At 62.4% G+C, this 13,753-nt stretch carries 9 protein-coding genes; 8 read left to right on the top strand and 1 reads right to left on the bottom strand.

Annotation, left to right across the window (positions count from 1 at the left end; translation table 11 throughout):
• Positions 1 to 208 precede the first annotated feature (208 nt).
• The 3 genes from SGJ19_05925 to SGJ19_05915 are packed head-to-tail and all read left to right on the top strand — an operon-like array spanning position 209 to position 3,839.
• Positions 209 to 1,369, top strand: coding sequence for a hypothetical protein (locus tag SGJ19_05925; protein ID MDZ4779771.1), 1,161 nt, complete (start codon positions 209 to 211; stop codon positions 1,367 to 1,369).
• Positions 1,370 to 1,407: 38 nt separating this feature from the next.
• On the top strand, positions 1,408 to 2,631 hold the full coding sequence (locus SGJ19_05920; GenBank protein MDZ4779770.1) for a PQQ-binding-like beta-propeller repeat protein: 1,224 nt from the start codon (positions 1,408 to 1,410) through the stop codon (positions 2,629 to 2,631).
• A 44-nt stretch (positions 2,632 to 2,675) separates the two neighbouring features.
• Positions 2,676 to 3,839, top strand: coding sequence for a glycosyltransferase family 2 protein (locus SGJ19_05915; GenBank protein ID MDZ4779769.1), 1,164 nt, complete (start codon positions 2,676 to 2,678; stop codon positions 3,837 to 3,839).
• Between the two features lie 6 nt (positions 3,840 to 3,845).
• Here the strand turns inward: SGJ19_05915 and lpdA are convergent, their stop codons facing one another.
• Positions 3,846 to 5,237 carry a dihydrolipoyl dehydrogenase gene (gene lpdA, locus SGJ19_05910; GenBank protein ID MDZ4779768.1) on the bottom strand — a complete coding sequence of 464 codons (1,392 nt, stop codon included), beginning with the start codon at positions 5,235 to 5,237 and terminating at the stop codon, positions 3,846 to 3,848.
• Positions 5,238 to 5,543: 306 nt separating this feature from the next.
• Here lpdA and SGJ19_05905 point away from each other — a divergent pair, with 306 nt between their 5' ends.
• From SGJ19_05905 to SGJ19_05885, 5 genes are all read left to right on the top strand, one after another.
• Positions 5,544 to 5,939, top strand: coding sequence for a metalloregulator ArsR/SmtB family transcription factor (locus SGJ19_05905; protein MDZ4779767.1), 396 nt, complete (start codon positions 5,544 to 5,546; stop codon positions 5,937 to 5,939).
• A complete protein-coding gene (locus tag SGJ19_05900; GenBank protein MDZ4779766.1) occupies positions 5,932 to 6,444 on the top strand; it encodes an SRPBCC domain-containing protein in 513 nt (170 codons plus the stop codon). Before SGJ19_05905 ends, SGJ19_05900 begins: the two co-directional genes overlap by 8 nt.
• 179 nt (positions 6,445 to 6,623) lie before the next feature.
• Complete coding sequence (locus SGJ19_05895) at positions 6,624 to 10,841, top strand: ThuA domain-containing protein (protein MDZ4779765.1); 4,218 nt, start codon at positions 6,624 to 6,626, stop codon at positions 10,839 to 10,841.
• A gap of 160 nt (positions 10,842 to 11,001) precedes the next feature.
• Positions 11,002 to 11,694 carry a carbonic anhydrase gene (locus SGJ19_05890; protein MDZ4779764.1) on the top strand — a complete coding sequence of 231 codons (693 nt, stop codon included), beginning with the start codon at positions 11,002 to 11,004 and terminating at the stop codon, positions 11,692 to 11,694.
• A gap of 99 nt (positions 11,695 to 11,793) precedes the next feature.
• Positions 11,794 to 13,644, top strand: a complete 1,851-nt coding sequence (locus SGJ19_05885) for a sulfatase-like hydrolase/transferase (GenBank protein MDZ4779763.1) — start codon at positions 11,794 to 11,796, stop codon at positions 13,642 to 13,644.
• The last annotated feature ends 109 nt before the right edge of the window (positions 13,645 to 13,753 follow it).

Here is a 13,753-nt window from a genome sequence, read left to right as displayed (position 1 = left end):
GAATTGCGGCCATCACGACCTTCCGGCTAGCTCATTTCATTTGCGATGCCAAGGACCACAAGAATTCTGGCCAAACTGGGCTGGAGCTGCTTGCGGCTAAAATTTTGGCCTATTTTCGCCGCTGGCCGTTGCGGAACCGCCCGGCCCCATTAGAATACGCTCGACATGGACTTTGACGCGGTTCCCTCAGGCTGAAGGACATTCCCCCATGGGCAGGCAGTGGTTGCAGGGACTCGTCGTGGCGCTGGTGATGACGGCGCCCGCGTATTCAGCGGACCTGGCGGCCGCCATCGAGGCGGTACAACGCGTGGGCCATCTGGGGGCCGGGAACACGTCGGCTCAACAGTCCTGGCCAGCACTGGCCGCAGCCACGCCGGAGGAATTGCCGGTGCTGCTGGAAGCCCTGGACGACAGCAACCCGCTGGCGGCCAATTGGTTGCGCGCCGCGGTGGACGCTGTCTGCGAACGCACCATCGCCAAAGGAGACAAGCTGCCTGCCGCCGCGCTGGAGAAATTCACGCTCGATACCAGCCACGCGCCGCGCGCTCGCCGGCTGGCGTATGAATGGCTTGCGAAAGCCGACCCCACGGCCAGCGACCGTCTGATCCCCGGCATGCTGAACGACCCCAGCGTGGAATTCCGCCGGGACGCCGTGGCCCGCCTGCTCGATGCGGCCGGCCAGGAAACGGACGCGGAAAAGTTGAAGCCGTTGTATCGCACCGCGCTGGGCGGCGCGCGCGACTTGGACCAGGTGCAAGCCATCGCCGGCAAGCTCAAAGAGTTGGGCGACGAAGTCGATCTCTCCCGCCACTTTGGTTTCTTGTTCGCCTGGAGTGTGATCGGCCCGTTCGACAACGTCGGCGGAAAAGGTTTCGCCACGGCGTATCCACCGGAGCAGGGCATCGATTACAGAGCGGAGTATCCCGGCAAGACCGGTCTCGCCCGCTGGCAGCCGCACACGACAGTCGACCCGATGGGTGGCGTCGACGTGAACACGATTCTCGCCAAAGAAAAGGGCGTCGCCGCCTACCTCGCCACCGAGTTCATCTGCGAGTCGGGCCAGGACGTCGATTTTCGCTGGGGCACCATGAACGCCACGAAGCTGTGGCTGAACGGCGAAGTACTAGCCGAGCACGAAGTGTATCACTCGGGCGAAGATCTGGACCAATATATTGCTCGCGGCCATTTGAAGCCCGGCAAGAACATCATTTTGATGAAGGTCTGCCAGAACGAGCAGACCGAGAATTGGGCTGACAGTTGGAAAGTCTCACTGCGCGTCTGCGACGAGACCGGCACGGCGATTCTCTCCAGCGATCGCCCCGAAAAGAGTCCCACGCAACCTGCGGACGCAACGCCCAGCAAGCTGTAACGCGGCGAGTTCAATCAATTCCCTTGAAGTCGATCACTATGCGTTCTTCAATCACGATTCGTTCGCTTTCGCTCCTTGGCTGTGCCTGCTTCGCCATGACCTGCATGGCGGCCGACTGGCGGCAATTCCGCGGCACCGACAACAACAGTGTGGCCGGCGATGTACAACTCCCGTTGTCGTGGAGCGATACCGAAAACGTCGCCTGGAAGGTCCCGCTCCCGGCGCGCGGCGTATCGAGCCCGATCGTCGTGGGCAATAACGTAATCGTCACATCGTCGTCGGGCTTCAAGCAGGATCGCCTCTGCGTCAGTTGCTATGACGCGAAGACCGGCGCGCAGCGCTGGCAGCGCGAGTTTTGGGCGACGGGGCGCACGCTCTGCCATCCCACGAGCTCCAATGCCGCGCCGACTCCGGCCAGCGACGGCGAGCGGATCTTCGCCTTCTTTTCGTCAAACGATTTGATCTGCCTGGACCTGGACGGCAACTTGCTTTGGTTGCGCGGGCTAACGTACGATTTCCCCACGGCGGCGAACGACGTCGGCATGGCTTCGTCCCCCGTCGTGGCGGACGGTACCGTCGTCGTGCAGATGGAATGCGAAGGCAATTCCTTTGCCGCCGGCATCAATGCCTTGACCGGCGAGACGCGTTGGCAATCGCCACGTCCGGCGGAGCAGAACTGGACGTCGCCAATCGTCTGGCGCGGCGGCAACGCCGGCCAGGATTTGGTGCTGTTGCAATCCGGCGATCGCCTCACCGCGCATGATCCGATGTCCGGCGAAGTGGTCTGGGAGTACGCGGCCGATTGCGCCGGCATTGCCTCGTCGTTGGCGATTGGCGATACCGTCTATGTTCCCGCCGGCGGCATGACAGCCCTCAAATTCCCCGAACCAGGCAAGCCCGAGGCCGTCTGGCAAGAAAACAAACTGAGTTCGGGCAATGCGAGCGCAGTAGTGCACGACGGCAAGCTCTACGTGCTGAATAGTGCGGGCGCATTGACCTGTGGCGACGCCTCGACCGGCGCGGTCGTTTGGCGCGGACGACTGAAGGGTTCCTTCTGGGCCACTCCGGTGCTGGCGGGCAATCATCTTTATTGCGTGAACCAGGAAGGTCTCGCGCAGGTGTTGGACCTGGGAGCGGAAGGGAAGATCATTGCCGAGATTTCCTTCGGCGAACCGGTCATGGGGACGCCGGCAGTCGCGCACAACGCGCTCTACGTCCGGACCGACGGCAAGTTATGGAAGATTGAAAAAAGCGGTCAGTAAGCAGCGTTGCTTGTGTTGCCCTGCTCTTGAACCGCGTCGGCCGTATGGATTACCTCGCCATTGCCCTGGCAGTCGTCTGGTTTTTGTATTGCCTGGGGGTGCTACGGAATCTCTTTTGGTCGCCGACGCTGCCGCCGCGCAGCGCGCTGCCGGCGCCAACAACGCCTTATCCCGTGTCGATCGTCCTAGCCGGGCGCGACGAGGGACGCCGGATCGAACAGACCGTGCGCCGGCTCTTCGCCCAATGCGACGTGGAGTTGCAAATCATCGTCGTCGACGATCGTTCGCGCGACGATACGCCGCAGGTGTTGGCGCGATTGAGCGCGGAGTTTCCGGAACTGGAAGCCGTGCGCATTGAAACACTGCCGCCGTGCTGGCTGGGCAAGACGCACGCCTGCCACGTCGGCTCGCTACGGGCGCGGCATCCGTGGATCTTGTTCAGCGACGCCGATTGCCACATGAGTGACGATCTCGTCGCCCGGGCGATTGGCATGGCGGAGCGCGAACGCGCCGACCACTTGGCGTTGTTCCCCGGCATCGACGCGCAAGGCGCGATCACCCGCGCCGCGGTCGTGGCTTGGACGCAGTACTTAATTCTGTATGCCCCCGCGTCGCGCATCAATCGAGACCGCGGCCGCGCGGCGATGGGCGTCGGCGCGTTCAATTTGCTCAAGACCTCGACCTACCGCGCCATCGGCGGGCACGTGCCGTTGCGGATGGAAGTGCTGGACGATGTGAAACTCGGCGTGATGGTCCGCCGCGACGGTTATCGCGAACGCGTCTACGGCGCGATGCACGAGTTGGAAGCCGAATGGGCCGGCAGCATCGGGCAGATGATTCGCAACCTGGAGAAGAACTGGTTCGCGGGCGTCGACTATAGCCTGCTGCGCGCCGTCCCGCTGATCTTGATGTTGCTCACGTTCTGGGGCGGCGCGATCACCGCTCCGCTGTGGTCGTCGCACTACGGTTGGTGGACGTTCGCGGCGTTGTGCAGCACCGCGATTCCCGGCGCGTTTTACATGCGCCGTTCCGGCTGGCCGCTTTGGACGGCGGCCCTGGTGCCAATCTGCCACCTGGCGTTTTCGTTGGCCGGCATCAATTCCACCTGGAAAACGATGCGGCAAGGGGGCGTCCGCTGGCGCGACACGTTCTATCCGTTGGCGGAATTGAAACAGGGCATCGTTCGCTTTGAAAAACCGCCGGCATAGCATGCGCTACGCGTGAATCGCCTGATTGCTGACGGCGAGTGCGGCTTCCTTGATCGCTTCTGAGAGCGTCGGGTGCGCGTGCGACGTGCGGGCGATATCTTCGGCCGTGGCGCCGAACTCCATCGCGGCAGCGCCTTCAGCGATGAGATCGCCGGCCCGCGCTCCGAGGATGTGGATACCGAGGACGCGGTCAGTTTCGGCGTGCGCTAGGATCTTCACGAAACCGTCGACTTCGTCGAGCGTTCGCGCGCGGCCGTTGGCGCGGAAGGCGAAACGGCCCTTACGATACGGAATGTTCGCCGCGACGAGTTGTTCCTCAGTCTGGCCGACGGCGGCGATTTCCGGATGCGTGTAGACGACCGCGGGGATGGCGTCGTAATTCACGTGCCCGTAGCCGGTCGTGATCAAGTCCGCGCAGGCGACCCCTTCTTCTTCGGCCTTGTGGGCCAGCATCGGCCCGCGGATCACATCGCCGATCGCGTACACGCCGGGCGCCGAGGTCTCGAAATGCTCGCTCACAGGGATGCGGCCCTTGTCGTCCAGCTGCACGCCAATCGTTTCCAGGCCTAGTCCGTCCGTGTTCGGTCGGCGACCGACGGCGAGCAACACGCGATCGCAATGAATTGGCTCAGCGTCGGCGCATTCGACCACGCAGCCATCTCCGTCGCGGCGCGCGGCGGTCACCTTGCGGCTGAGTTGAAAATCAAAGCCCTGCTTCTTGAAAAGTTTGTGCGCCTCGCCGGCGACTTCGGCGTCGATGCCGGGCAAGATGCGGTCGAGGTATTCGACCACCGTGACCTGGGAACCGAGTCGGAGCCAGACGGAGCCAAGTTCCATGCCGATGTAGCCGGCGCCGATGACGACAAGATGCTTCGGCACTTCGGCAAACGCCAGGCCTTCGTTGCTCGTGCCGATGCGATCGCCGTCGAGTTCCACCCCCTTGAGCGGCGCGACGTTGCTGCCGGTGGCGATGATGATTTTTGGCGCGGCGAGCGTCGTCTTGCCCGTCGGTCCTTCGACATCGACCACGCCCGGTTGCACGAACCGCCCAAGGCCCTCGAACCGCTCGATCTTGTTCTTCTTGAACAGCGCGTCGATCCCCTTGGTGTTGATCGACACGACCTGTTCCTTGCGGGCCAGCATCGCGGCCAGATCGAGCTCCACGCCTGCCAGCTTGACGCCGTGACGTTCCAGCCCGGCCTTCGCTTTTGCGAAGTGCTCGCTGGATTCCAGCATCGCCTTGCTGGGAATGCAGCCGACCCGCAGACAGGTGCCGCCCAACACGGCGTTCTTGTCGACGCAGGCGACGTTCAATCCACGTTGCGCGGCGCGAATCGCCGCGACATAGCCGCCGGGGCCGCCGCCAATCACGATCACATCAAAGGACTTGGAGGTCATGAGCTTTTTTTTGGTTCACCACGGAGAGCACGGAGGTCACGGTGCGAGGACGTGGGGCGCGCCTACAACGTGTTGCGCCTATTGAATATAGGTCGCCGGGATTGGGGAAGTGGGGCGCGCCGGCAACGTTGGCGTCGAAACAGGTCCACTAGCCCGTTGCGCCCGCAAGGGAGAGAGGACGCCGCCGAGTGATCTAAGCTGAAGGTCTCAGCAGCATCGCCAACAACACGAAGAACACGCACCGTAATTGCGATGGCGCATGGACGCTTGACAAGCGCCGCTCAATATGTCACCTTTTAGTTACCTATGGGCCGGCCCGATCAAATCGACGAGGTCTTCGCGGCGCTCGCGCATGCGGCGCGGCGGAAGATTCTGGACGTGGTGAAAGAACAGCCGGGCTGCGGCGTGCATGACGTTTGCGATCATTTCGAAATGACCCGCATCGGCGTGATGAAGCATCTGCGGATTCTGGAACAGGCGAACCTGATTACTTCCGAAAAACATGGTCGGGTGCGGCGACTTTATTTCAATGCTGTGCCGATCCAGATGATTTACGACCGCTGGACGACGGAGTTCAGCGCTTATTGGGCGGCTGGTTTAACGCGCATCAAATACCGTATTGAGTCAGCCCGCGGTAACGATGCGACGCGCAAGCCGGCCGCCCGGCAAAACCCCGAGAAGCGAAAGCGACGTCATGGCTGAGCGCGAGCCGATCAAGTTCAAGATTTTCATTCGTGGCACGATCGAGCAAGTCTGGCACGAGCTCACCAAAACCGGCGAGCCGCAGCAATGCTTCTTCAACAACGTGCTGCACACGACCGGCTTGAAAGTCGGCGCCCCGATTCGCATGCGCTCCCCAAATGGCAAGTACACGGCAGTCGTTGGCGAGGTGCTGGAGTTCGATCCTCCGCACCGCTATGTGACGTCGTTTCGCTTCACCAACTACGACGACCCGCCCTGTAAGGTGATCCACGAATTGAAGGAAGTCCCCGGCGGCGTGGAATACTGCCTGACGGTGGAGAAGGTCCCGGCCGGCACAAAGACCGAACACGACATGGCCCGGGGCGGCACGCTGATCATCAACACGCTGAAGGCGATGGTTGAAAACGGCCGCCCTTCCTTCGGCACTCGGATGCTGTTTGTACTGTTCAAGGTTTTAGGTCCGGTCACGCCGAAACGATGTCGATCGGAACACTGGCCGCTGTAGGGTGGCAAACACAATCCTAACATCTGTCTTTCTTCCCTCCAGCTCGTCCCCCGTTTATAGTCTCCGGTTGACGGCGCCCGGTTCTTCAGTCCGGGCGGCGGGAACAGATTTGTCGCGTCCACAACAGGGTCGCCTGGGCGGGCCTCGCGCGCTTGCCATGGGCAGGGGAGGAGCAGGCTATGTCGCGTTCACGTCTGGCTGGATTGCGCTCGCGTCGCGCTCGTCGTCGCTTTCAGCTTGAACCCTTGGAAGATCGCCGACTGTTGCATGGCGATTTCGATCTGCTTGTCTTTTCCAAGACCGCCGCCTTCCGGCACGATTCCATCGACGAAGGCATCGCGGCGATTCAGGCGCTGTCCGTGGAACATGAATTCAACGTCACCACGTCCGAGGATGCGGCGATCTTCAACGACGTTGATCTAGCGCCGTTCGAGGCCGTCGTATTTCTCAGTACGACGGGCGACGTTCTGAATGCGACGCAGCAAGCCGCTTTCGAGCGCTACGTGCAGGCCGGCGGCGGGTACATCGGCGTGCATGCCGCGGCGGATACCGAATATGGCTGGGCGTGGTATGGCGAACTGGTCGGCGCATACTTTCAAAGCCATCCGCCCGGGACGACGAGCGCCACGGTGCGCGTGCTGGACTCGGTGCATCCGTCGACGGTCGAGTTGCCGGCGGAATGGGTGCGCACCGACGAGTGGTACAACTACTCGTCGAACCCTCGCGGCGACGTGCATGTGTTGATGACGCTCGACGAATCGAGCTACGCGGGCGGCACGATGGGCGCCGATCATCCGATCTCTTGGTGCCACGAGCACGACGGCGGCCGCTCATGGTACACGGGCCTCGGGCACACGTCGGCGTCGTATAGTGAACCGAACTATCGGCAGCATCTGCTGGGCGGCATCGAGTGGGCGGCCGGCGCCGTGGAAGGAGATTGCGGCGCCACGATCGAGAGCAACTACGAGAAGGTGGTGCTCGACAGCAACACGAACAATCCGATGGAGTTGGCCGTGGCCAACGACGGCCGCGTATTCTTCGTCGAGCGCGGCGGCGATGTGAAGGTCTACCAGCCAGAAAGCGGCGCCACCGCTACGCTCGGCCACATCAACGTCTTCACTGGTAACGAAGACGGGTTGCTCGGCATCGCTCTGGATCCGAATTTCGACGGCAATCAGTGGATTTATGTCTTTTATTCGCCCCCGGGGGCGATCGCCAGGCAGCACGTGTCCCGCTTCACGTTGGTGGGCAATCAACTGAATCTGGCGAGCGAGGAAGTGCTGCTGGAAATCCCCACGCAGCGCGCACAGTGCTGCCATTCGGCTGGCTCGCTGACGTTCGGTCCCGACGGCACGCTGTATATTTCGACGGGCGACAACACAAACCCGTTTGAATCGGACGGGTTCGCGCCGATCGACGAGCGTCCGGGACGCTCTCCTTGGGACGCGCAGAAAAGCTCGGGCAATCGCAACGACCTGCGCGGAAAAATTCTGCGCATCAAACCGACGGACGACGGCGGCTACACGATCCCCGATGGGAACCTCTTCCCGGCCGACGGCTCGAATGGTCGCCCCGAGGTGTATGTGATGGGGAACCGGAACCCGTTCCGCATCGCGGTAGATTCGGAGACCGGTTGGCTCTATTGGGGCGAAGTCGGCCCCGACGCAAACAACCCGAACTCCAATCGCGGTCCGCAAGGCTACGACGAGTTCAATCAAGCGCGTGGGGCGGGCAACTACGGGTGGCCGCTGTTCGTCGGCGACAACCAGGCGTACCGCGAATACGATTTTGCGACCGGCGTTTCCGGTCCGGCGTTCAATCCGGCCGCGCCGCTGAACAACTCGCCGAACAACACGGGCTCGCAGCAGCTTCCCGCGGCGCAGCCGGCCTGGATCTGGTATCCCTATGGCGCTTCGACACAGTTCCCGGAGCTTGGTTCCGGCGGGCGGACCGCGATGGGCGGGCCGACCTATCACTTCGATGCGGAATTGGAATCGGATCGCAAGCTGCCCGGCTATTACGACGACACGGTGTTCATCTACGAGTGGTCGCGCAATTGGATCAAAGAGGTCAAGCTCGACGACGCCGGCAACGTACTGGCGATCAACCCGTTCCTGCCCAGCATGGACCTGCGGCGTCCGATGGACATGACAATCGGTCCTGACGGAGCCATCTACATGATCGAATGGGGGACCGGCTTCGGCGGCAACAACGCCGACTCGCAGTTGATCCGCATCGATTACTTGCGCAACAATCGCCCGCCGATCGCCGTGGCAAGTTCTGACGTCGGCGCGGGCCCGGTGCCGCTCGAAGTGCATTTCTCGAGCGCCGGCTCGGGCGACGGCGTTGGTGGCCCCGTGACATTCGCCTGGGATTTCACCACGGACGGCGTGATTGACTCGACCGAGCCAAATCCAACTTTCACGTACACCGTAGCTGGGAACTATACCGCGACGCTCGCGGTGACCGATCTAGACGGGAACACGGTCCTCGCGACGGTGCCGATTGCGGCCGGCAATTCGGCGCCGGTGGTGACCTTGATCGCGCCCGGTAGCGGTTTGATTTATGACTGGGGCGATCTGATTTCGTATCGGGTGCAGGTGTACGACGTCGAGGACGGCAACACCGAGGACGGCGGCATTGATTGCGGCGACGTCGTCGTGCAACTCTTTCAAGGACACGACACGCACTCGCATCCCTTGGAGGAATACACCGGCTGCATCGGGACGATTCAAGCGCCGGCCGGGCATGGCGGCAACGGGGACGACTTGTTCCTCGTCGTAGAAGCCCGCTACACCGACCGAGGCGCACCGGGCGTGGGTTCGTTTACCGCGCGGCAAGCGGCCGTCTTGCAACCGCGGCGGATTGAGGCCGAACACTTCGATTCTGCGTTCGGCGTCCAGGTGGAGGCCACGTCGGATCGCGGTGGGGGCGGCGAAAACGTCGGTTTTATTGATAACCAGGACTACCTGGTCCTGCGGCCAATGGATCTGACCAACGTGGATGCATTGCGGTTTCGCGTGGCGTCGGCCGGTCCCGGCGGGACGATCGAAGTGCGGGCTTCGCAGGGAGGGCCGCTGCTCGCCACGGCCATTGTTACGCCAACAGGTGACTGGCAAGTGTTTAAGAACGTCACCGTGCCCATTGAGCCGTTGTTGGGCGTCAGGTCGCTGGTGCTGACCTTCCGCGGCACGGAACCCTCGCTGTTCAATCTCAACTGGATCGACTTCCTCCGCCGCGACGATACGCGGCCCACCGCGATGGACGACGCGTATGTTGTGCCGAATCATCAGGACTTCGTCGTCGGCGGATTGGGCGTCCTCGGCAATGACTTCGACGGCCAGCTCGATCCGCTTCGGGCGCGCGTCGTTGCACAGCCGGATCATGGTTTCGTGGAGTTGAACTCCGACGGCTCGTTCACGTATACGCCGCAGAACGAGTACCTCGGCCCGGCGAGTTTCAGCTACGTGGCGGAACAAGGCGCGCCGACCACGGTGGTGCCACTCGGCTCGACGTGGCGCTACTTGGACAACGGCAGCAACCAAGGAACGGCCTGGCGCGCGAAGGAGTTCGATGACGACGCCTGGGCGACCGGCGCGGGCCAGTTCGGCTACGGAGACGGTGACGAAACCACCACGGTCGGTTTCGGCCCAAACTCCGGGCAGAAGTACATCACGACGTATTTCCGGCATACGTTCCAGGTGGACGATCCGGACAAGTACGCTTCGCTCAAGCTTCGCATTCTAAGCGACGACGGCGCCGGCGTATTCGTGAATGGCGAGCTCGTCGGCTATTGGAACCTTACCGAAGGCGCACCGTTCAATGGCGGCGCCGGCGTCGTCATCGGCGATAGCAGCGAAGAAGCGTTCATCGAATTCACCATCGACCCAACCGACCTGGTCGCGGGCGAGAACGTGTTGGCCGTGGAAATCCATCAATTCAACGGTCAAAGCACCGACCTCAGCTTCGACCTGGAGCTGATCGGCGTTTTGCAATCGGAAGTGACGACGGTGCAGCTTGACCTGCGTGTGCCGTTGATCGGCGATACGAACAACGACAACGTGGTCAACATTGTCGACTTGAACAACGTCCGGAATAACTTCGGCGGCGAAGGGCTCGGCGATACGGACGGCGATAGCGACGTGGACATCACGGACTTGAACAACGTTCGCAACCATTTCGGCGCGTTCGGCCCTGCGGGGTTGGTGGCCGCGACGCGCATTTCGGGGCGCGGAACAATCGCGGACGAACGCGATGCGTTCGCGACGCGCGACGGCAACTCCGTGCGCGATCTGGTGTTCACCATGCGCCCGCGCAAGCAGCGAGAACTGAGGTTGCCGCCGCTTGCTGGCCGTTGGGACGCCGGCCTACTGGAGTGGCTCGACGAGCAGTCATAGGACACCGTCCATTTTCGCGCCATCGTCTCCTTTCGCTCCGCGAAAGGGCGGTTCCTTTCGCGGAGCGAAAGGAGACTGTGGGGTGCAAATCGCCGCGTTTTCTGACCTAGACTTCCGTGGCTGTGAAACTCGCCTCATCGCTTCCCGGAGGATATTGGTTATGTCACGTTCCATTCTGACGCGCCGTCAATGCCTCGGCGCCGGCGCGGCCGTCGCCGTGGCTGCTTCGTGTTCCGCTCGATTGCAGGCGGACGAAAGCTCCGCGTCGGTCGAACCATTTCCCACGACCGCGGAGGAGGCCCTAACTCGGCTGAGGGATGGGAATCGGCGATTCATTTCCGGTACCGCCAGGCATCCGCACGCGGAGTTAGCCTGGCGGCGCGATTTGGAGCAAACGCAGAAGCCGTTCGCCACGGTGTTGAGTTGCAGCGATTCCCGCGTGCCACCGGAATTGCTGTTCGACCAGGGCTTCGGCGACTTGTTCGTGATTCGGGTCGCCGGGCATGTGATCGATCCCTCGACGCTCGGCAGCCTGCAATACGCCCTCGTGCATTTGAAGACGCCGCTGTTCTTAGTCTTAGGACACGAGCATTGCGGGGCAGTGACCGCCGCAGTGCAGGCGCTATTGGGCGAGCACCAGGAGCCGGCAAAGATTCAGGCCTTGGTCGATATGGTCGAGCCGGGGCTCGAAAAAATGGACCTGCATGGCGAGCGCGACGCCGTCGTGCGCCAGGCCGTGGCGGCGAACGTCCGCTGGACGCTGCGGCAACTCACGGACATTGTCCAAGATTCCACGCAACTCGCCGGCGCGGTCTATGAACTCGATCGCGGCGAAGTGGAAATGTTGACCTAAGGAGAATTGAAAGCAGGGCGTCGGCTGCCACTTGCTATCGCCGTTGGGGCGCATCATTCTTACGTCTTTCCCCTCGCGTGGATTCGTAAGAGAGAAATGATGCGCCCCCTATGCTTTCTGATCGTGTTGCTCGGCGTGTTGCTTCAGCATGGCGTGGCTGCGCCTCCCAACATCGTGTTCATCGTCGCCGACGATCTCGGCGTGAACGATTTGCGCTGCTACGGTCGCGAGGACCACGCCACGCCGCGGCTCGACGCCCTGGCGGCACAAGGCGTGCGATTCACGTCGGCCTATTGCGCCCAGCCGATTTGCTCCGCGTCCCGCGCGGCGCTGATGACAGGCAAATCGCCCGCGGAACTGCATCTCACCACGTACTTGCCGGGGCGACCGGACGCTCCCAGCCAGTTACTGTTACACCCGCCGATCGAAAAGCAACTGCCGCTGGCCGAGGTGACGATCGCGGAGACGCTCAAGGCGGCCGGCTATGCGACGGCCTGCATCGGCAAATGGCACTTGGGCGACGCTGGGTTTTCGCCGCGTGAGCAGGGCTTTGACGTGTACTTTCCTGGCCACGCGAAGACTGAGCCGTCTTCGACGGAAGGGGGTAAAGGGGAATTCGAGTTGGCGATGGCGGCCGTCGGATTTATCAAAGCTAATCGCGACCGGCAGTTCTTTCTGTACGTGGCACACAACAATCCACACATTCCGCTCGCCGCGCAACCAGAGCGCGTGGAGAAATTCGCGGGCGCGTTCAATCCCACGTACGCGGCGACGATCGAAACGCTCGACGAATCGGTTGGGCAGATCGTCGATTGCATCGATGAATTCGGACTCGGCGAGCAAACATTGATCGTGTTCACTTCCGACAACGGCGGCCTCCACGTGCCCGAGGGAGAACTCACGCCCGCCACGCACAACACGCCGTTCCGGGCCGGTAAGGGCTATCTCTGCGAGGGCGGGCTGCGCATTCCGCTCGTAGCGCGCTGGACGGAGTCGATTCCCGCCGGCGCAGTCGTCGATGCGCCAACGATTAACTCCGATTGGCCAGCGACGTTGGCAAGTTTCGCCTCGTCTGGGAATGCTCCAACGTCACTTACATCGATGTTGCGAGGCGAGCAAGCTTCCTCGCCGCAGACTTTCTACTGGCACTTCCCACACTATACGAACCAGGGCGGTCGACCCGGCGGCGCGATTCGTGACGGGGATTGGAAGCTCATCGAGCATTACGAGGACGGCCGCTGCGAGCTGTTTGATCTCGTGAAGGATCCCGCCGAACGCCACGACGTCGGTGCGGAGCATCCCGAGCGCGTCGCGGAATTGCGCGGCAAATTGGAAGCCTGGCGGCGCGCCAGCAATGTCCAGCAGAACGTCGTGAATCCGGCGTTTGAACTAGCGCGTTGGCGTGCGATCTACGAGGAGTTCGATACATCTGCGGAGCGCGCGGCGGATTCGTTCACTGCAGTTCGCGGCGACTGGACCACCTGGAGGAAACGCATGAAAGCGTCGACCGATCGACGGCGCGATTCCGACTCGCCGACCGGCGCGGTCATCCTCCACGCGCGCGACGCCACGGTGCATGGCGAGAAGCTGCGCTACGAACCGGAAGCCCACAAAGACACGCTGGGCTACTGGGTGAATCCCAACGACTGGGCGGAATGGCAATTCACCGCCCCCGTGTCGGGCGATTACGACGTCGAAGTCCTGCAAGGCTGCGGCGCCGGCAGTGGCGGTGCAGAGGTGGAGCTGCGTTGCGGCGAACAGGTGGTTCGGTTTACGGTCGAAGAGACCGGTCATTTTCAGCGGTTTATCCCGCGCGGCGTGGGACGACTGACGCTGCCGTCCGACCGCTCTTCGACCCTGGAAGTCAGGGCCGTCAAGAAACCGAACGCCGCCGTGATGGACCTGCGGCGGATCACGCTGCGGGGAGTCGACGCCGCTGCGCCGGAGTAGGCCGGAAATAGGCCTCCTCACCAGAATCTGTGGGTGAATTCCGGCTCGGGTAGGCGTCCGAGGTTGTGATAGAGGGCGGTTTCAATGGCTTCGTAGGTGCGGAAGCCGT

Source organism: Planctomycetia bacterium, from assembly GCA_034440135.1.
GTDB lineage: Bacteria > Planctomycetota > Planctomycetia > Pirellulales > JALHLM01 > JALHLM01.
Note: the sequence above shows the minus strand (reverse complement) of the source record. Positions and strands in the feature narration are given on the sequence as shown.